Consider the following 18,116-nt stretch of genomic DNA (forward strand, 5'->3'; position numbering starts at 1 on the left):
TAAACCTCGATATTGCAGATCTTGGTTCCTGGGGGATAACGACATGACGAAATCGAGCTTTATCATCAAGGGCATCGTCGCGCTCATCGGCTGCGTCGCAGCTGCTTATGTCGGCGAGGAACTCCTGGGCGGCGGCGCTCTCGGATGGGTGGTCGGCGGCGCTATTCTTGGCGTGACTGCCTGGCCGTTTCTTCAGGCGCTCGTTCAGTGGCGCAAGGAGAAAGATGCGATGCGCGCTAAGAGGCTGTAGGCAATCCAGGCCTCAACCTCTCCATGAAGTTCGCGAATGAGTGAATGGACAGCGTTTCCTGCAAATGCTGATATCGGGCTGGCGAAACGCTCTTCAGGCTCATTACATATGACAGATCACCGCATTCTTCCTTCCCGAAATCTCACGGAAGACGGCGGTCTGACCCGCCGTACCCTGCTGGCTGGCGCCGCCGGCCTCTCGGTTGCAGTCATGCTGCCGGCCATGGCCAGCGCGGAATTTCCGGTCCCCGAGGTTCCGCCGCTTGAAAAGGAGGATTACGGCGACGCTCGCCGGCATTTCCACACCAACCTCATCCGCAAGGGCCCGTCCCCTGAACAGTCGCCCCCGCTCGGCACGCCCGCCGGTTCGAAGAAGATAATGTATCGCGGCGGACCGGACGGCTCGATCGAACTGATCGCCTGGATCTCTCATTATGAACCGTCCGCAAAGCTGAAACCCGCGGTTCTTTTCCTGCACGGCGGCAACGCCACCGGCGATGGCCACTGGGAACTGATGAAGGCCTATTGGGAAGCGGGCTACGTCGTCATGCTGCCCTCGTTCAGGGGCGAAAACGGCCAGGCCGGCAATTATTCGGGCTTCTACGACGAGACATCGGATGCGCTGGCTGCAGCCGCCTATCTGGAGCAACTGCCGGGGATCGACAAGAACCGCTTCTTCCTTGCCGGCCATTCGAACGGCGGCACGCTGGCGCTGCTCGCCTCCATGACGCGGAAATTCCGCGCCTCGGCGCCGATCTCGGCCGGCGTCAATTCCTGGCGTTATTTCGGCCGCTTCGAGCGTGAGGTGCGTTTCGACGAGAGCGACCAGAAGGAATTCATCATGCGCTCTTCGGTCTGCTTCGGCCACAGCCTCAAATGCCCGACGCTCTTGCTGCGCGGCACCGAGGAACGGCCCTTCGACGCCGATCACCAGTTGTTGATGGACCGGGCGAAATCGGCCGGCGTCCAGATCGAAGCCAAGCTCCTGCCTGGCAACCACAACGGCGTCGTGCCGGGCGCGGTCGCCGAAAGCATCCGCTTCTTCAACCAGGTCACGGGTTAAGGCCGGGCTTCCCGCTACGTCGCGAGAATTACCCGAACATCAGCGACCGGTGCGTCCCCGCGCCTGCCATGGCGCCGTCACCGACGGAGATCGCCACCGAGCCCGCCGCGCGGGCTGCGTCTCCGCAGGCGAAAACGCCGGGAATACTGGTCTGCTGGGTCATGTCGGTGCGGATGAATTTGCCTACCGGGCCGTCCTCCAGGGCGCAGCCGAGCTGTTCGGCAATGGGACTTGCCAATTCCGTCCGAGACAGGACGAAAAGTCCGGCAAAACGCAAGGCCCGGCCGTCCCGCAGCAGGATTTCGGCATGGCCGCCGATCGATAAGATCGGAGTTTTCTCGATGGTGACACCGCGCGCCGCGAGCTGGCCAGCTTGTTCCTCGTCGGGCCGGAACGCATCGTTGAGCAACAAAGTGGTCGGCCCCCAGTCGGGCAGCATCAGCGCGTGATGCATCGACATTGCGGAAACGCCGATCACGCCCACCTGTCCGCGGTTCAACTCGTAACCGTGGCAATAGGGGCAATGAAAGACGCTTTTGCCCCACCGGTCGATCAAGCCGGGGACCTCAGGCAAGTGATCCTTGACGCCCATGGCGAGGACCAGCCGTTTCGCCACAAGCTCTTTACCGCCCGCTGTCACCGAGAAACCGCCTTCGCTTTTCCTGGGATCGTCGGCCCGTGCGTCGAGCCATTCGACGGTCGGATAGGCCATCAGCTGCGAACGGGCCTCACTGGCGATGATCTCGGGTCGTTCCCCATCGCGGGTAAGGAACCCGTGAGAACTCTCGGCAAACCGGTTGCGGCGCAGGCCCTCATCGATCACCAGGATGTGCCGCCGGGCGCGGGCGAGCTGCAGGGCGGCGGAGAGGCCGGCATAGCTGCCGCCGATGACGATCGCTTCGTAATCCATGCGAAATCCTCCTCATGAGTCTTGAAACAACATAAGTTACATGATGGCGCGCGGTCAATAGGTTCGTAACTTATGTTGTTGCGAATGAATGCACGTGTTAGGAACGGATGGCCGATTACGCGTAGGGAGCGCCGCGATGAGACATGACAGCCGCCTGTCCCGCATGCTGCATGTGCTGATCCATATGGATCGCCACGAAGGCGCCGCTACGTCGGAAACCATTGCCGCGATGCTCAACACCAATCCGGTCGTGGTCCGCCGCACCATGGCGGGGCTTCGGGAAAAGGGCTATGTGCGCTCGGAAAAGGGTCATGGCGGCGGCTGGAGACTGGGTCGCCCCCTGTCGGAAATGACGTTGCTCGACATCTACGAAGCGGTCGGCGAGCCTGCGGTCTTCGCCGTCGGCCCTGCCTGCGACCAGCCGTCATGCCTGGTGGAGCAGGCGGTCAATGCAGCCCTTTCCGACGCTTTCGAGGAGGCCGAAAAGCTGCTTCTCACCCGCTTCGGCAAGGTGACGCTGGCCGATATCGCCCGCGATTTCGATGCGCGCATGGCACGCCATCCGGCATTGGCAGCCCATGCCGGGACGGGCTGGCACTCCTGAACTATTCCACCAGCCTCGCGCCAGCCGCATCTGCCATTGTCCACCTAGATGCCATCTGCCGGAAGCGGGTTCCCATGCCATTCTCTTTTCGACCTTTCCGCCGAAACCTCGGGCTTTCCTTCACGCTCGCCGCGTCCGCGGCGCTGAGCGGCTGCCAGATTCCCCTGGTCACGGATACCAGCCGCATGAACCCGGACGTCTTCGTCCAGCAGACGGCGCCGGTCTTCAACGTCCCACCCTATGCCGATCCGCCGTCGAACCAGCCGCCTCCGATGCCAGGCGCCATTCCCCACAAGCGTCAGCTTTATCCGTCGACGTTCCACCAGACCTACGGACTGCCGGTTTCCAATCCGGTCCACCGGGCCATGTACGGCGTGATCCGCGACGACGGCCATACGCTTCCGGCCATTCCCTATTCGCGCATCGATGCCCGTTACCTGCGCCAGGACGTCGATTACCGCACCAATGAAGCGCCGGGCACGATCGTCGTTGATACCAGGGAACGCTTCCTCTATCTCGTGCAGCCGGGCGGCAAGGCGATCCGCTACGGCGTCGGCCTCGGCAAGGCCGGTTTCTCGTGGCAGGGCCGCGGCGTGATCCAGCGCAAGGCCGAATGGCCGCGCTGGACGCCACCGGACGAGATGGTCGCTCGCCAGCCGGACCTGCGCAAATTTTCGGCTGCCGAGGGCGGTGCCAATCCGGGCCTCAACAATCCGCTCGGCGCCCGCGCGCTCTATATCTTCAAGGATGGCCAGGACACGCTCTACCGGGTGCACGGCACGCCCGACTGGCAGTCAGTCGGCAGGCAGACCTCGTCCGGCTGCGTGCGCATGCTGAATCAGGATGTCATCGACCTCTTCGACCGGGTGCCTTCGGGCACGCCGATCGTGGTCATCTGACCACGGAAACACCCGCCAAGAGACGGAAAGAGCGGCATCGCCGCTCTTTTTCGTTCGTCATCTCAGGGGTTTGACCCGCCGTGTCGATGTCGTGAATAGTTGATTAAGGACCGCAGACCTATCTTCCAGTCGAAGGAGCGAGTCGGAACCTTTCGACCGCCCTGCCGTTAAAGAGCGATTTTGCTGTTCCCTTGCGTTTCTATCGAGCGGTCCTGCCTCAGATGATCCTGAATCCTTCCTTTTCCCGCCGGAGTTTCTTGTCTCTCCTCGGCGCGGGTGCAGCCTCTACGCTTGCCGGCTGCGCCTCGTCCGTGCCGCGCCCGTTGGCGACGACGGTTGCCTTTCGCCCGGAGCCTATTGAAGGCCCGTCGTCGGAACTGGATGTCATGTACGGCTCCGTGGTCGATGGCGGTTTTGTCATCCCGGCGATCCCGTACCGCCAGATCAATCCGCGCTATTATCGTCAGCAGGTCGTCGATCCGACCGGCGAACGCCCCGGCACGGTGGTGGTCGACACGGCCTCGCGCTTCCTCTACCTCGTCGAGCCAGGCGGCACCGCCATGCGCTACGGCGTCGGCATCGGCCGCGAGGGTTTTGCCTGGGAGGGTGAGGGCGTCATCCAGTGGCGGCAGAGATGGCCGAAATGGACGCCGCCCGACGAGATGGTCGCCCGCCAGCCGGAGCTTGCGAAATATTCGGCCAAGAACGGTGGTATGCCGCCAGGTCTTCTCAACCCGCTCGGAGCCCGTGCACTCTACATCTTCAAGAACGGTCAGGACACGCTCTACCGCCTGCATGGCTCGCCGGAATGGAACTCCATCGGCAAGGCCGTTTCGTCGGGCTGCGTGCGCCTGATGAACCAGGATATCATCGATCTCTACGACCGCGTGCCGGAAAAGGCGCGCATCGTGGTGTGGCAGTAACCTCTGTCACAAGCACTTGCTAGTTGTCCCCGGCGCAACCTGGATCTTGTGCTGAAGGGGATTTGTGCATGGTCGAGATCGGCATCGCTGTCGTGAAAAACCTGATCGCCGCCCAGTTTCCCGATTGGGCCGATCTTTCGGTGCGGCCGGTCGCGACCAGCGGCTGGGATAACCGCACCTTCCATCTTGGCGATGAGATGTCGGTGCGCCTGCCAAGCGCCGAACGTTATGTCGCGCAGGTCGAGAAGGAACACCGCTTCCTGCCGGCACTGGCCGCGCAACTGCCGCTTCCCATTCCCGTGCCCCTCGAGCTCGGAAGGCCGGGCAAGGGTTATCCCTGGCCCTGGTCGGTCTATCGCTGGATCGAGGGCGAGCGCTCGGGGCTGCAGAGCATCGCGAACCTGACGGAATTTGCCGAGGATCTGGCCGATTTCCTCCTGGCGCTCTGGAAGATCGATGCTTCCGACGGCCCGCCCGCCGGCACGCATAACTTTTTCCGCGGCGGCGCGTTGGAAGTCTATGACGCGGAGACACGTCGTTCTATCAGTGTCCTTGCCGACCAGATCGATGTGCCACTGATCACCGAGATCTGGGAAACGGCGCTCGCTTCGACCTGGGAAGCTGAGCCGGTCTGGGTGCATGGCGACATCGCCGAGGGCAATCTGCTCGTCCGTGACGGGCGGCTTGCCGCGGTGATCGATTTCGGCAGTTCCGGTACGGGCGATCCCGCCTGCGACCTCGTCATCGCCTGGACGCTGTTCTATGGGCCGGCGGTCCGCGCTTTCCGCGACCGGGTGGAGCTCGATGCGCCGACCTGGCAACGGGCGCGCGGCTGGTGCCTGTGGAAGGCGCTAATCACGGTGGCCGGCGAGCCCGATACCAACCCGCTCGTCAAGGACCAGCATCGCCGCTGGATCGACGGGATCACCGCCGATCACCTCGCCGAAGCCTGACCTCTACGGGAACCACCCCGGAATTTTCCCGTTACATTGCGCGGGATGTTCTGGAGGAAGCCATGCAGCAGAATTCACTATGGCGGGCTTATAGCTACGCTTGGATAACCTTGGCATTCTTTGCTTTCAGCCTTGTCGGGCATTGGCTGTTCGGCTGGTTCGCCTTTGTCCAGGAACAGGCCGAGCACGGGCAGCCGGTTGAATTTTCCCCCTATCTGGTGGAAATGCTGCGGGACACGTTCGAAAACTGGCAGTCGGAATTCCTGCAATTGCTCTGGCAGGTCGGCGGCCTGGCCTTCTTCCTGTTTTTGGGTTCGCCGCAGTCGAAGGAAGGCTCCGACCGGCTGGAGGCAAAGATCGACATGATCCTCCGCCGGGTGGATCCGGTCGATGGCGAGGGCGTGATCCGAGGGCTGGACGAGCGCTATTCGGGTCGCCATACGGACGAGCCGGAAGCCCACAAGACGTGACCGGGCGAGGTATCTCGCAATCCAATAATGGCCTGTCGCTGGCGGTTATGGGAAGTCTGTCAAACAGATGACTGCGTCTCTTCGCTTCCAGCCTTTGTCAGCCTCTGCTTCAGCGCGATCAGTTCGTCGCGCAGCGCCACGGCTTCCTCGAGGCTGCAGCCGACGGCCTTGCCGATCGCCTGGGCGACACCCGTCGCCTGGGCTTTCAGTTCCGTTCCCTTTTTCGTCAGCGAAATCCTCACCTGCCGCTCGTCGTCGCGGTCGCGCCTGCGGGTGACGAGGCCGGATTGTTCGAGGCGCTTCAGGAGAGGGGAGAGCGTGCCGGAATCGAGCCCCAGCCGGTCGCCGATCGCCTTTACCGGCTGGTCGTCCTCTTCCCAGAGCGCGATCATCACCAGGTATTGCGGATAGGTGAGCCCCAGGGGATCGAGCAGCGGCTTGTAGGTACGCGTGAAGGCATGCGCCGCGCCGTAGATCGCAAAGCACAGCTGCGCATCGAGCTTGATTCCCAAATTGTCCGGATCGCGGGGTTTTTTCTGCATGGCCGGTCCTGTTTTCACGTAGCTGTGCTCTATCTTTTTCGGCAAACCCATTTTCGCAGGCTTGACGGGAAATTGCAATGCGCGTAATTAGATTGTGCGCAATTGAATTGCGGACGATATTCATCACGCTGAACCAGAACCAAGGGAGTTAGACCCATGCCCATTCTCTACACCACCAAGGCTTCGGCCACCGGCGGCCGCGCCGGCCATGGCGCCTCCGAAGACGGCGTCCTCGACGTCACGCTCACCGTTCCGAAGGAACTCGGCGGCGATGGCGCCCGCGGCACCAATCCGGAACAGCTCTTTGCCACCGGTTATTCCGCCTGCTTCCTCGGCGCGCTGAAGTTCGTCGCCGGCAAGGAAAAGGTAAAGATCCCGGACGATGCCAAGGTGACGGCAACCGTCGGCATCGGTCCGCGCGAAGACGGCGGCGGTTTCGGCATCGAAGTGTCGCTTCTGGTCAGCCTCCCGGGCATCGAAAGGTCGGTCGCCGAAGACCTCGCCGCCAAGGCCCACATCGTCTGCCCCTATAGCCACGCCATGCGCACCTCGACCGAAGTGCCGGTCTCGGTCGCCTGATCGTTCTGAGAGTATCACAATGAAGAGCCGGCCTTCGGGCCGGCTTTTTATTTGAGGGTATTGAGCGTCGCGCGCAGCTCTTCCGGCCCGCCCTCGCCAAGCTCCGCGTCGATCTCCCCATGCACCCGTATCCAGATCGGCAGTGCGGCGGAAAGCATGGTCATTCCATCGTCCGTCAGGCGCAGGAGCCGGCCGCGCCGGTCCTTCGGATCGACGGTGGCTTCGACCAGGCCGCGCCGTTCCAGCACTTTCAGTGCCGCCGTCAGCGTCGTGCGGTCCATCGCGAGCAGGCTGGCGACCTGGCCCATCGGCGCCGGCTGCGGCCGGTTCAGCGACATCATCAGCGAGAACTGCCCGTTGGTGAGCCCGATCGGCTTCATCGCATTGTCGAAACGCCGGGCCAGCGCCCGCGCCGCCCGTTGGACATGCAGACAGAGGCACGTGTCGCGTACATGCAGGGTCGTCGAAAAGGGAATCACTTCGATAGTCGGGATATTTGACAGCATCGGAATATTATGTTGATATCAACTTATTCTGTCAAGCATTGGAGGAGGCCTGTCATGGATGTCACCATGTCCCCGAAAAACCCTGTCGTCAGCCGCGAAGAGTGGCTCGAAGCCCGGCGCAAGTTGCTGGCTCTGGAAAAGGAAGAAACGCATCTGCGCGACAAGGTGCGCGCCGAGCGCCTGGCCATGCCCTGGGTGAAGGTCGACAAGGACTATGTTTTCGACACCCCGAAGGGCAGGAAGTCGCTCGCCGAACTGTTCGATGGCCGCAGCCAGCTGTTGATCTACCACTTCATGCTCGGCCCGGAATGGGATGCCGGCTGTGTCGGCTGTTCTTTCCAGTCGGACCATGTGGACGGCGCGCTGGTGCATCTCAACAATCACGACGTCACCTATGTCGCCGTTTCCCGCGCGCCGCTCGACAAGATCGAGGCCTACAGGAAGCGCATGGGCTGGAAATTCCCCTGGGTCTCGTCCTTCGGCAGCGATTTCAACTTCGACTATCACGTTTCCTTTTCCAAGGAAGACCTTGCCAAGGAGAAGGTGTATTATAACTTCCGCGAAGTGCCGCCCTCCGAGGCGCATGATGAGCTGCCGGGCCTTTCAGCCTTCTACAGGAACGAGGCGGGCGAGGTATTTCACACCTATTCCACCTATGCCCGCGGCGGCGAAGAGCTGATCGGCACGCTGATGATCCTCGACCGGGCGCCGCTTGGTCGCAACGAGGATTCGACGATGAACTTCGTCAAGCGCCACGACGAATACGAACAGAAACCACAAGAGACGGCTTCATCCTGCTGCCATTGAACGAGTTCACTCTGGAGCTTCGAAAAGAGGAGGAGGAAAAGATGAGCGCGATGGAAATGCCCAAACCCCAGGCCGAGCACGGCTTTCTGGAAAGAATGGTCGGCCTTTGGGAAGTGACGTCCACCAGCATGGGCCACGATGAAAAATGGATCGAGGTCTGCCGGTCGCTGAACGGCATCTGGTTCGTCGCCGAAGGCAGCGGCGACATGCCGGGCGGCGGCGGCCCCGCCACCACCATCCTCACTCTCGGCTACGATCCGGCCAAAGGCAAATATGTCGGGACCTGGCTCGGCACGATGATGAACCATCTTTGGATCTACGAGGGGGACGTGTCGGACGACGGGTCGACGCTCAATCTCTACACGACCGGCCCGGATTTCGCCAATCCCGGCAAGACCGGCGACTACCGCGAGCAGATCATCTTCTCGGATGACGATCACCGCACCTTCAATTCCAGCGCCAAACAGCCGGACGGCAGCTGGAAGCAATTCATGGAAGCACATTACACCCGCAGGCGCTGAGCCTTGCGGGCGCTCGATCAACGCGTCGGCCGACGCAGTAATTCGTAGAGGAGACGACCATGTTGCAGACCGTTACCGGGTCCCGATCCGAGACCCATGGCAAATTCATCTGGGTCGAGCTGATGACGCCCGATACCGATGCCGGTGGAAAATTCTATTCGTCGGTGGTCGGCTGGAAGGTCAAGGAGATGAGCATGCCCGACATGCCCCCCTATTTCCTGTTCGAGATGGGTGAGGGCGACAATTGCCCCGGCATCGGCGGCATGATGAACTTTCCGCCGGAACTCGAGGGCAAGATTCCGCCGAACTGGACCGGTTATGTCGCGGTCGACGATGTCGACCAGATGGCCAAGGACTATGTCGCCAATGGCGGCCGCGTCCAGCGCGAGCCGGAGGATATTCCCGGCATCGGCCGTTTTGCGGTCGTCGCCGATCCGCATGGGGCGGTGATCTGCATCATGACGCCGCTGCCGATGGAAAATCCGCCACAGGAACTTGCCTGGGATGCGGTCGGTAATGTCGGCTGGCGCGAGCTTTATGCCGGTAACGGCAGGGAAGCACTCGATTTCTACGGCAAGATGTTCGGCTGGACGCTCGACCATGATTTCGACATGGGACCGATGGGTACCTACCACATCTTCTCCCATAACGGACGCCAGATCGGCGGCATGATGACCAAGCCGGAACAGGTGCCGGTGCCCTGCTGGAGTTATTATTTCATCGTCGATGCCATCGACGCGGCGATCGAGCGCGTCAAGGCCGGCGGTGGCCAGATCCTGATGGGGCCGATGGAAGTCCCCGGCGGCAGCTGGATCGTCCAGGGCCTGGACCCGCAGGGCGCCTTCTTCGCCCTGACCTCCGCGAAGAAGTAGCCGCAGGGTCTGTTTGGCTGGTGCAGACCCTCGTCCTGAAGGACATGCGAGGCGTTGGCAAGACGCAAATGCGTGCCACTAAGGGGTGAGGGCCTTCCCATTCACGCGGTCCCATAAACGGCCTGTCGCCTCGAACTATTCCAAATACCTGCGGTGGAGATTTAGCGAGCATGGCGAAGCTCGTCTTTGGAATGAACCTGTCCCTCGACGGCTACGTCGACCACCAGGAATTTGCGCCAGGTCCGGCGCTCTTTCGTCACTGGATAGAGCACGTGCGCGACCTGACGGGCAGTGTATACGGCCGTCGCATGTACGAGACCATGCGTTATTGGGACGAAGACCGTCCCGAGTGGAGTGCGGAACACCGCGAGTTCGCGGCGGCGTGGCGGCGCCAGCCGAAGTGGGTCGTGTCACGCTCGTTGAAGTCGGTCGGCCCCAACGCCACCCTTGTCGAGAATGACGTCGAGGCGGTGATCCGTGACCTGAAGACCCGGTTCGCTGGAGAGATTTCAGTGTCCGGACCGGACCTGGCAGGAAGCCTGACCGACCTTGGTCTTGTTGACGAATATAGGCTCTACTACCACCCCGTCGTGTTGGGTCGCGGCAAGCCGTTCTTCGCCGGCCCGCGGCCGCCGCTCCGCCTTGTTTCCACCGATTGCGTCGGCGAGGACGTGATCAGGCTGACATATGTTCCTGCCTGATCGCGCGTCTCGCCGGACGGACTGCGCCGACCTAGGACGCGGCCATTGTCAGTGGCTCATCGAATTGATGCCGTTGAACATCGCATCGAAATTGCCGTTCTCGACCGCATAACGCAGCGGCTTGCAACGCTCGACGACGACTTCCTTGACGTCCGGCCGTGTCGCCAGGATGTCCATAACCTCCGAGATGAAATCGGCAAGCGGCATGGCGTTGGGATCGCTCGCCTGGCGTTCGCTCATCAGCGTCGTCTGAACATAGGGCGGCACGATCTCGATCACCTGCGGCCCGCTGTCCTTGAGCTGCTGACGGATCGCCATCGAATAGGAATGGATGGCGGCCTTGGTGGCCGAATAGGTCGGCGTCAGCGCCATCGGCACGAAGGCGAGGCCGGAGGATACGGTGAGGATCGCGGCGTCTTTCTGGAGCCTGAGCTGCGGCAGCAGCGCCGCGGTCAGCCGGATCGGGCCGAGCAGGTTGGCGGTGATCGTGTCCTCGGCGGTCGAGAGGTAATCGGAGCCCGCGCCGATATGTTCCGGCACCATGATGCCGGCATTGTTGATGACGGCGTTGAGCGATGGATAGGCCTTCACGAGCTCGGCTGAGAACGTCTTGATGCCCTCGGCATCGGAAAGATCGAGCACCATGCCTTTCATGCCGGGATTGGCGGTCGTCACCGCGTCGAGCGTCGATTGGCGCCGGCCGGTGATGATCACCTGGTTGCCGAGCGCATGGAATGCCTCCGCCAGAGCCCGGCCGATGCCTGAATTGCCGCCGGTGATGAGGATGGTATTGCCGTTCATTTTCATGGCGTCGCCTTTTCCGTGTTGCGTGGCCGGAAAATACGGCTATCAATCTCTATTGGTAAGAAGGCACCCAAAAGATTTATACACACCAAAAGGAGAGTGACTGTGGATCAAGGAATTCGCACGCCCATGCGGGCGCCCTCGGGCCGCGAAATCCCCGATGAGATTGATCCGGTGCTGGAGGAACTGGTGCGCGGCATCATCGGCCAGGTGGCCGACAAATGGACGATGCTGCTCCTCGAAGTGCTGGAAGAACATGGCACGCTACGCTTCACCGAGATCGGCAAGCTGACCGGCGGCATCAGCCAGAAGATGCTGACCCAGACGCTGCGGCAGATGGAACGCGACGGTTTCGTCTCGCGCACCGTCTATCCGGTCATCCCGCCGAAGGTGGAATACACCCTTACCGAACTCGGCCGAAGCCTCAGCGCCGCTTTCTGCAGCGTCTGGGAATGGGCGGCGGCACGCCACGCGGATATCGCAGCGGCGCGAAAAGCCTTCGAGGAGCGCAACGGGAAAGTCTGAAATTTCTTTCGTTGTGCAGGGAAGGCAAGGTATGCCTTATCCGGCTGCCCGCCACCCTCCCAACGAGGGTTAGCGTGACGGGCAATTTCCATCGCTCAACCACGGCTCGCCGAAGCGAAAAACTCCTCCGGACTATCCACTTCGATCAGCTTCCTGCCTTCGATCACCCAGAACCGGGTGCCGACGGCGCGCACGAAGCTGCGGTCGTGCGACACCAGCAGGCAGCTTGCCTGATGCGCCATTAGCTCGCTCTCGAGCGCTTCCTGCCCGTCAATGTCGAGATGGTTGGTCGGTTCGTCGAGCAGATAGAAATTCGGTTCGCGCAGCCTCAGCACCAGGAGGCCGAGCCGTGCCTTCTGCCCGCCCGAAAGCTCTCCGACCGGCCTTGCCTGCATCTCAACCGCAATACCGATGCCGGCGAGCAGCGAGCGAGCCTTCTGGTCGCCGATGTCGAAGCGGTGGATGATCGTGCCGTGCGGCGTCTGCCGGTCATCCAGATCGGCGAGCGACTGGTCGCCGTAACCGAGGACCAGCGTCGGCGTTGCCCTGATGCCGGCGATCGTCATGGACGGTTCGGAAATCGACTGGCGCAGCATCGTCACCAGCCTTGTCTTGCCGGTGCCGTTGCGGCCGAGCAGCACGATCCGGTCGCCCTGGCAGATGAACCGCTTGCCGGTCCTGAACAGAAGCGTGCCGTCCGGCGTCGTCACCGCCGCATCCTCCAGCGTCACCAGCACCTTGGCATGGGTGCCGCGATTGGCGAGCCGGATCGCGCCCGCCGAACGTTCCAGGTGCGCGGGCTTGGCCGCGTCCTCGAGTTTTTCGGCCCGTTCCTTCAACTGCTTCGTCTTGACTACCAGCAGGTCACTGCCGGAATTGATGCCGACATTCTTCAGCTTGGCCGCCTGCCGGCGCAGCTGATCGGCCGTCTTCATGTCGCGCTCGTAGCGCTTCGCGTCCGCCGCATCCGTCTCGTCGAGCGCCATCCGTGCCCTGCTGTAGGGGAGCGCGAAGGTTTGAGAATTTTCCGGCCGCAGGAAAAGCGTGCGGTTGGTGACGGCATCGAGGAAGGCGCGGTCGTGGCTCGACAGGATCACCGGCATGTCGCGGGGCAGGGCGTTCAGCCAGTCTTCCAGAAGTGCGATCTTGGCAAGGTCGAGATGGTTGGTCGGCTCGTCGAGCAAAAGCACATCCGGCTCCGTCACCCAGGCCCGGGCGATCAGCGCCAGCCGCTGCCAGCCGCCGCTCAGCGCGGAAAGCGGCCGTTCCCGCAGCTCCTCCGGCACATCCATGCCTTCGAGCGCCACGTCGGCGCGCCAGCTCTCGCTCTCGACCTGGTCCGCCGGCAGTGCCTGCAGCACGGCATCGCGGAAGGTCGCCTGCATCAGGGCAGGGGGCACGTTCTGCTCCACCATGCCGATCGTCAGCCCGCGGCTTCGGGTGCTCTCGCCCTCGGTCGCATCGAGGGTTCCGGCGATGCATTTCAGAAGCGTGGACTTGCCACGCCCGTTGGCGGCAACGATGCCGATCCGATCGCCGGCATTGACGGCGAGGTTAAGCCCGGAAAACAGCGGGCTGGACAGGGTAATCCCGAGATTGCGCAGGTTGATGAGGCTCATTGTCGTTCTCTGGTCTTGGCTTGCAGGCGTGAGGCATCGCAGGCGCTCGGGCCATGATCGATGCAGTCGTTTGCAGCATGTGAAAATCGCGAGCACGCACGAGCGAAAAACTCGGCGCTGCGGCCACGAAGGGCAGACCAGGAAGGGGATGCTTTGAGAGAAACGGCCTCTGGTCAGCCCTGCAAACACATTTGCAGGGCGTCGACGGGACCACGCGTCCGGTAGTACCGGAAATAGAAATTGTGCACGTGACCCTCCTTTCTCTTGAAAAGCACGCCAGCGAAATACCATTGCCCTCAAGCGAATGCAACGGGACGATGCGTGGTCCGCCATGGCGCCGCGGCTTGCTCAGGACGGTTCGGCTGCTATAAGCGGCCACGCCGGACCGGCGAATTGTTGATTTCAGGAGAGACGCCGATGGCAGGCGATGACGACGAATACGTTTATGACGAAGCGACCGGCGAGTGGCGCCCGGCTTCGGAACTGGCCGCGGCCGCAGGCGCGGGCGCCGTCGAGGTGCTCGATGCGTCCGGAAACGTGCTGAAGGACGGCGATTCCGTCACCCTCATCAAGGACCTGAAGGTCAAGGGCGCAGGGCAGACCCTGAAACAGGGCACGGTCATCAAGTCGATCAGGCTGACCGACAACCCCGAAGAGATCGACTGCCGCCACGACGCCATCAAGGGCCTGGTGCTACGGACGGAATTCGTGCGCAAGCGGTGAGAATTGGAGGGCGAGCTTGATAGGTGCCAGAGGCACCACGTCCCAATCCGTCAGCAACCGAGATGTGACAAGACCGCCCTCACTACTGGGACACTTGAAGCCTACCGCTTCAAGCTCCCCAAAATCCCCCGCACGATCGCCCGTCCCACCTGCGTCGCAACCGTCCGCGTCACGCTCTTCATCGCCGCTTCGATGATCGTCTCGCGCTGGTAGCCGGAGCGGCGCGGCTGGGGGCGGCTGCGATCGTCGTCGTCCTTGTCGCCGAAGCCCGGCAGGGTCCAGCCGGTCGTCTCGCCGGAGCCGGCGGGCGGGGCGGACTGCAGCTCGTCCTGCGCCTTCCTGGCGGCAGCGGCATCGGCGGCCTGCTTGGCGCGGGCAGCGAGGATTTCGAAGGCGGATTCGCGGTCGAGATCCTCGTCATAGAGGCCGAGCACCGGGCTGCGGTCCATGATCGTCTGCCGCTCCGGATCGGAAAGCGGGCCGATGCGGCCGGATGGCGGGCGCACCAGCGTGCGCTCGACGATCGAGGGAACGCCCTTGCCTTCGAGCGTCGAGACCAGCGCCTCGCCGGTGCCGAGATTGGTGATCGTGGTGGCGCAGTCGAAATCCGGGTTGGGGCGGAACGTATCGGCTGCCGTCTTCACGGCCTTCTGCTCGCGGGGCGTATAGGCGCGCAGCGCATGCTGAACCCGGTTGCCGAGCTGGGCCAGCACGGTTTCAGGCACGTCGAGCGGGTTCTGGGTGACGAAATAGACGCCGACGCCCTTGGAGCGGATCAGCCGCACCACCTGTTCGACGCGCTCGGTCAGCACCTTCGGCGCGTCGTTGAAGAGCAGATGCGCCTCGTCGAAGAAGAACACCAGTTTCGGCTGGGCCGGATCGCCCACTTCCGGCAGTTCCTCGAACAGTTCCGAGAGCAGCCACAGAAGGAAGGTGGCGTAAAGCCTCGGGTTCATCATCAGCTTGTCGGCGGCGAGCACCGAGATCTGCCCGTAGCCGTTGTTCGGGTTTGTACGCATGATGTCTGAAATCTTCAGCGCCGGTTCGCCGAAGAAATGCTCGGCGCCCTGCTGTTCCAGCACCAGCAGCCCGCGCTGGATCGAGGCGACGGACGCCTTCGAGATCAGCCCGAACTGGCTGGAAAGCTCGCTGGCATTCTCCGCCATGTAGTTCAGCAGGGAGGCGAAATCCTTGAGGTCGAGCAGCGGCAGGTTCGCCTTGTCGGCGATCTTGAAGGCAATGTTGATGACGCCTTCCTGCGGCTCGGATGCGTCCATCAGGCGCGACAGCAGCAGCGGCCCCATCTCGGCGATTGTGGTGCGCACCCGGTGGCCCTTTTCGCCGAACAGATCCCAGAAGATCACCGGGAACTGTTCGAAATCGTAGTCCTGGAAACCGATCTGCTCGGCGCGCTTCAGGAGAAAATCCTTGGCCTCGCCCTTCATGGCGATGCCGGAGAGATCCCCCTTGATGTCGGCGGCGAAGACGGGCACGCCGGCCTTCGAAAAACCTTCGGCGAGCACCTGCAGGGTCACCGTCTTGCCGGTGCCGGTGGCGCCGGTGACGAGACCGTGGCGGTTGCCGAACTTCAGTTCGAGATATTCAGATTTGTTGAGCGAATCGTCCGGCTTGCGGCTGCCGCCGATGAAGAGCTTTCCCGTATCGTCCATGCAACTATGCGCTCCCTGACCGCGTTCTTAGCCCATTGCTTATAGGATGTGCGGAGGCGCCGGGCAACGGCAACGAGACCGGTCCGCTCCCGCCCGCAAAGGGAAGGCTGGGCAGGCATGACGACCGGCGAAACGGTCCCCGCATTGGAAAAGAACAGGGGCCGCGAGGCTGATTCTCCCGAGGAGATTCCTCCTCCCGGCCTGAAGGACGTCCTCTGGCGCGTGTATGGAAGCCTCGCGCAGGATCGCATCACGCTGATTGCCGCCGGGGTCACCTATTATCTTCTGCTGGCGCTGTTTCCGGCCGCTAGCGCGCTCGTCTCCATTTACGGTTTCATCTCGGATCCGGCGGCGATCGTCGACCGCATCACGTTCCTGAGCTCGGTCATGCCGGCGGATGCCCTGAACATTTTTCTCGACCAGCTGCGGGCGCTGACCACCGAGCGCAATACGACGTTGTCGATCGCCCTGATCGGCGGCCTGGCGCTGGCGCTCTGGAGCGCCAATAACGGCATGAAAGCGCTGTTCGAGGCGATGAACGTCGCCTATGCGGAAGAGGAAAAGCGCAGCATCGTGCGCCTCAACCTCATCTCGCTCCTGTTCACGTTCGGGGCGCTGCTTTTGGCGATCGTCATCCTGTTTGCGATGGGCGTGGTGCCTGCGGTGCTACGCTATCTCTGGCTCGACCGATGGACGGAAATCATCATCCGCCTGGCGCGCTGGCCGATCATGATGCTGTTCGTCACGGGCGGCATCATGATGCTCTACCGCTTCGGCCCGAGCCGCGAGCCGGCAAAGCTCAAATGGCTCACCTGGGGCGCGGCCTTCTCGGCTGTCGCCTGGCTCGCCGCCTCGATTGCAGTTTCCTTCTATCTGGGGAATATTGCCGACTACAATGCCACCTACGGCACGCTCGGCGCGCTGATCGGCTTCATGGTCTGGACATGGATATCGGTCATCATTGTTATCGTCGGTGCCGAGATCAATGCCGAACTCGAACACCAGACGGCCCGCGATTCGACCACCGGAAGGCCGAAACCCCTAGGCGCCCGCGGCGCCTATATGGCGGACACGGTGGGCGAGCGTTCCGGTAAAGCGTGAAGCCCCGCGATGCGTCACGCGCCCTGTTGGCTTCGGCAAAGACTGTGTGTATTACCTTGACGTGAACGTCAAAACCTTCAGGAGAGATTGATGAACGAACTGGTTTCCCGCGTCGCCGACAATGTCGGCATTGCCCCTGACGTCGCCGAAAAGGCGATCGGCATGATGCTCGGTTTCCTGCAGCGCGAGGCCGATGACGGCGCGGTCGCCAAGATGATCGAGGCGATCCCGGGTGCTTCCGAACTGGTCGCGAAGTTCAACGGCGAAGGTGCCGGCGGCGGCGGTCTCCTCGGCGGCCTGATGGCTAGCTTCGGCGGCGGTGTCATGGCACTCGGCCAGCAGCTGATGAGCCAGGGTCTCGGCATGGGCGAAATCACCGGCCTTGCCAAGGAAACCATGGCGGTCGCCCGCGAACATGCCGGCGACGAGGTGGTCGACACGGTCGTCGCCTCGGTCCCGGGGCTGAGCCAGTTCGTCTGATCGGCACCTTTCAAGCATCAAGCCGCTGGCCGCGAAGCCGGCGGCTTTTTGTGGGGTCCAAAGCCAATGAGACCGACTGAGGGGTAATCGGCACTGTGGCAGCTTGCGGGCTTGTCCTGCGTTTCGCACTCTCCATGTCACTATACCCCGGATAGGAAGTTGCCATGTCCTATGATGACGAAGCCGCCATGGTGCGAATAACGGGAAGGGTACAAGGCGTCGGTTTCCGTGCCTGGACCCGCGAGGAGGCAGAACAGCTGGGTTTGACGGGCTGGGTCCGCAATGAGCCGGATCGATCCGTCCTTGCTTTGATCGCGGGATCACCCGCCCGCATATCGCAAATGCTCGAGCGTTTCCGGCACGGTCCGCCCGGCGCTGCCGTTTCCGGCGTGGAGCGACAACCGGCGACGCTTGCGGAAAAGCCGATCGGCTTCCGGATCACCAAATGACCTGACCGATCGTTCGCTTTCCCGGCTCTGGGCAGCGGATCCTTTCCGGTTATCCGGTCCGAAACGACGACGGTGGTTTCGGCAGCGGCTGCGACAGAAAAGTCATTGACTTTTCACCCTTTAAGGCACATTTCCAAAGCGAAGTG

At 62.4% G+C, this 18,116-nt stretch carries 23 protein-coding genes; 17 read left to right on the forward strand and 6 right to left on the reverse strand.

The window, feature by feature from the left end; genetic code table 11:
- Positions 1-43 precede the first annotated feature (43 nt).
- On the forward strand, positions 44-250 hold the full coding sequence (locus J2857_RS15675) for a hypothetical protein (RefSeq protein WP_210011031.1): 207 nt from the start codon (positions 44-46) through the stop codon (positions 248-250).
- Between the two features lie 108 nt (positions 251-358).
- Entirely contained in the window at positions 359-1,312 is a 954-nt protein-coding gene (locus tag J2857_RS15680) for an alpha/beta hydrolase family protein (protein ID WP_210011032.1), read from the forward strand.
- 28 nt (positions 1,313-1,340) lie between these two features.
- Here J2857_RS15680 and J2857_RS15685 read toward each other — a convergent pair whose 3' ends face one another.
- Positions 1,341-2,222: an NAD(P)/FAD-dependent oxidoreductase gene (locus J2857_RS15685; RefSeq protein ID WP_210011033.1), complete on the reverse strand. Its 882-nt coding sequence runs from the start codon at positions 2,220-2,222 to the stop codon at positions 1,341-1,343.
- Between the two features lie 136 nt (positions 2,223-2,358).
- On the opposite strand from J2857_RS15685, the gene J2857_RS15690 reads away from it, so the two are divergent.
- From J2857_RS15690 to J2857_RS15710, 5 genes are all read left to right on the forward strand, one after another.
- Entirely contained in the window at positions 2,359-2,826 is a 468-nt protein-coding gene (locus tag J2857_RS15690) for an Rrf2 family transcriptional regulator (RefSeq protein WP_210011034.1), read from the forward strand.
- A 74-nt stretch (positions 2,827-2,900) separates the two neighbouring features.
- Entirely contained in the window at positions 2,901-3,725 is an 825-nt protein-coding gene (locus tag J2857_RS15695) for a L,D-transpeptidase (protein ID WP_210011035.1), read from the forward strand.
- Between the two features lie 221 nt (positions 3,726-3,946).
- The gene (locus J2857_RS15700; protein WP_210011036.1) at positions 3,947-4,648 is read left to right on the forward strand and encodes a L,D-transpeptidase; all 702 of its coding nucleotides are present in this window, start codon (positions 3,947-3,949) and stop codon (positions 4,646-4,648) included.
- 68 nt (positions 4,649-4,716) lie between these two features.
- Positions 4,717-5,601 (forward strand): aminoglycoside phosphotransferase family protein, encoded by an 885-nt coding sequence (locus J2857_RS15705; RefSeq protein ID WP_210011037.1) that lies wholly within the window; start codon positions 4,717-4,719, stop codon positions 5,599-5,601.
- A gap of 110 nt (positions 5,602-5,711) precedes the next feature.
- Positions 5,712-6,071, forward strand: coding sequence for a DUF6766 family protein (locus tag J2857_RS15710; protein WP_245363367.1), 360 nt, complete (start codon positions 5,712-5,714; stop codon positions 6,069-6,071).
- Between the two features lie 59 nt (positions 6,072-6,130).
- On the opposite strand, the gene J2857_RS15715 is transcribed toward J2857_RS15710, so the two are convergent.
- Positions 6,131-6,613, reverse strand: coding sequence for a MarR family winged helix-turn-helix transcriptional regulator (locus J2857_RS15715; RefSeq protein ID WP_210011039.1), 483 nt, complete (start codon positions 6,611-6,613; stop codon positions 6,131-6,133).
- A gap of 156 nt (positions 6,614-6,769) precedes the next feature.
- Between J2857_RS15715 and J2857_RS15720 the strand changes: the two genes are divergently transcribed.
- Complete coding sequence (locus J2857_RS15720) at positions 6,770-7,192, forward strand: organic hydroperoxide resistance protein (RefSeq protein WP_210011040.1); 423 nt, start codon at positions 6,770-6,772, stop codon at positions 7,190-7,192.
- A 47-nt stretch (positions 7,193-7,239) separates the two neighbouring features.
- On the opposite strand, the gene J2857_RS15725 is transcribed toward J2857_RS15720, so the two are convergent.
- A complete protein-coding gene (locus tag J2857_RS15725) occupies positions 7,240-7,698 on the reverse strand; it encodes a MarR family winged helix-turn-helix transcriptional regulator (RefSeq protein WP_210011041.1) in 459 nt (152 codons plus the stop codon).
- 54 nt (positions 7,699-7,752) lie between these two features.
- Between J2857_RS15725 and J2857_RS15730 the strand changes: the two genes are divergently transcribed.
- From J2857_RS15730 to J2857_RS15745, 4 genes are all read left to right on the forward strand, one after another.
- A complete protein-coding gene (locus J2857_RS15730; RefSeq protein WP_210011042.1) occupies positions 7,753-8,505 on the forward strand; it encodes a DUF899 domain-containing protein in 753 nt (250 codons plus the stop codon).
- Positions 8,506-8,546: 41 nt separating this feature from the next.
- Positions 8,547-9,026, forward strand: a complete 480-nt coding sequence (locus J2857_RS15735) for a DUF1579 domain-containing protein (protein ID WP_432420155.1) — start codon at positions 8,547-8,549, stop codon at positions 9,024-9,026.
- Between the two features lie 59 nt (positions 9,027-9,085).
- Positions 9,086-9,898 carry a VOC family protein gene (locus J2857_RS15740; RefSeq protein ID WP_210011043.1) on the forward strand — a complete coding sequence of 271 codons (813 nt, stop codon included), beginning with the start codon at positions 9,086-9,088 and terminating at the stop codon, positions 9,896-9,898.
- A 170-nt stretch (positions 9,899-10,068) separates the two neighbouring features.
- Positions 10,069-10,599: a dihydrofolate reductase family protein gene (locus tag J2857_RS15745; RefSeq protein WP_210011044.1), complete on the forward strand. Its 531-nt coding sequence runs from the start codon at positions 10,069-10,071 to the stop codon at positions 10,597-10,599.
- 48 nt (positions 10,600-10,647) lie between these two features.
- Here the strand turns inward: J2857_RS15745 and J2857_RS15750 are convergent, their stop codons facing one another.
- Positions 10,648-11,406, reverse strand: a complete 759-nt coding sequence (locus J2857_RS15750; protein ID WP_210011045.1) for an SDR family oxidoreductase — start codon at positions 11,404-11,406, stop codon at positions 10,648-10,650.
- 126 nt (positions 11,407-11,532) lie between these two features.
- Between J2857_RS15750 and J2857_RS15755 the strand changes: the two genes are divergently transcribed.
- Complete coding sequence (locus J2857_RS15755) at positions 11,533-11,928, forward strand: winged helix-turn-helix transcriptional regulator (RefSeq protein WP_210011695.1); 396 nt, start codon at positions 11,533-11,535, stop codon at positions 11,926-11,928.
- Between the two features lie 95 nt (positions 11,929-12,023).
- On the opposite strand, the gene J2857_RS15760 is transcribed toward J2857_RS15755, so the two are convergent.
- Entirely contained in the window at positions 12,024-13,547 is a 1,524-nt protein-coding gene (locus J2857_RS15760) for an ABC-F family ATP-binding cassette domain-containing protein (RefSeq protein WP_210011046.1), read from the reverse strand.
- A gap of 417 nt (positions 13,548-13,964) precedes the next feature.
- On the opposite strand from J2857_RS15760, the gene J2857_RS15765 reads away from it, so the two are divergent.
- Entirely contained in the window at positions 13,965-14,270 is a 306-nt protein-coding gene (locus tag J2857_RS15765) for an alkylphosphonate utilization protein (protein WP_210011047.1), read from the forward strand.
- A 101-nt stretch (positions 14,271-14,371) separates the two neighbouring features.
- On the opposite strand, the gene J2857_RS15770 is transcribed toward J2857_RS15765, so the two are convergent.
- Positions 14,372-15,940 (reverse strand): helicase HerA-like C-terminal domain-containing protein, encoded by a 1,569-nt coding sequence (locus tag J2857_RS15770; RefSeq protein WP_210011048.1) that lies wholly within the window; start codon positions 15,938-15,940, stop codon positions 14,372-14,374.
- 117 nt (positions 15,941-16,057) lie between these two features.
- Here J2857_RS15770 and J2857_RS15775 point away from each other — a divergent pair, with 117 nt between their 5' ends.
- The 3 genes from J2857_RS15775 to J2857_RS15785 all read left to right on the forward strand — a co-directional run bounded on the left by J2857_RS15775 (position 16,058) and on the right by J2857_RS15785 (position 17,970).
- The gene (locus tag J2857_RS15775) at positions 16,058-17,041 is read left to right on the forward strand and encodes a YihY/virulence factor BrkB family protein (protein ID WP_210011049.1); all 984 of its coding nucleotides are present in this window, start codon (positions 16,058-16,060) and stop codon (positions 17,039-17,041) included.
- A gap of 90 nt (positions 17,042-17,131) precedes the next feature.
- On the forward strand, positions 17,132-17,521 hold the full coding sequence (locus J2857_RS15780) for a hypothetical protein (protein WP_210011050.1): 390 nt from the start codon (positions 17,132-17,134) through the stop codon (positions 17,519-17,521).
- Positions 17,522-17,685: 164 nt separating this feature from the next.
- A complete protein-coding gene (locus J2857_RS15785; RefSeq protein WP_210011051.1) occupies positions 17,686-17,970 on the forward strand; it encodes an acylphosphatase in 285 nt (94 codons plus the stop codon).
- Positions 17,971-18,116: the final 146 nt, after the last annotated feature.

The sequence above is a fragment of the Neorhizobium galegae genome (assembly GCF_017877055.1).
Lineage (GTDB): Bacteria > Pseudomonadota > Alphaproteobacteria > Rhizobiales > Rhizobiaceae > Neorhizobium > Neorhizobium galegae_D.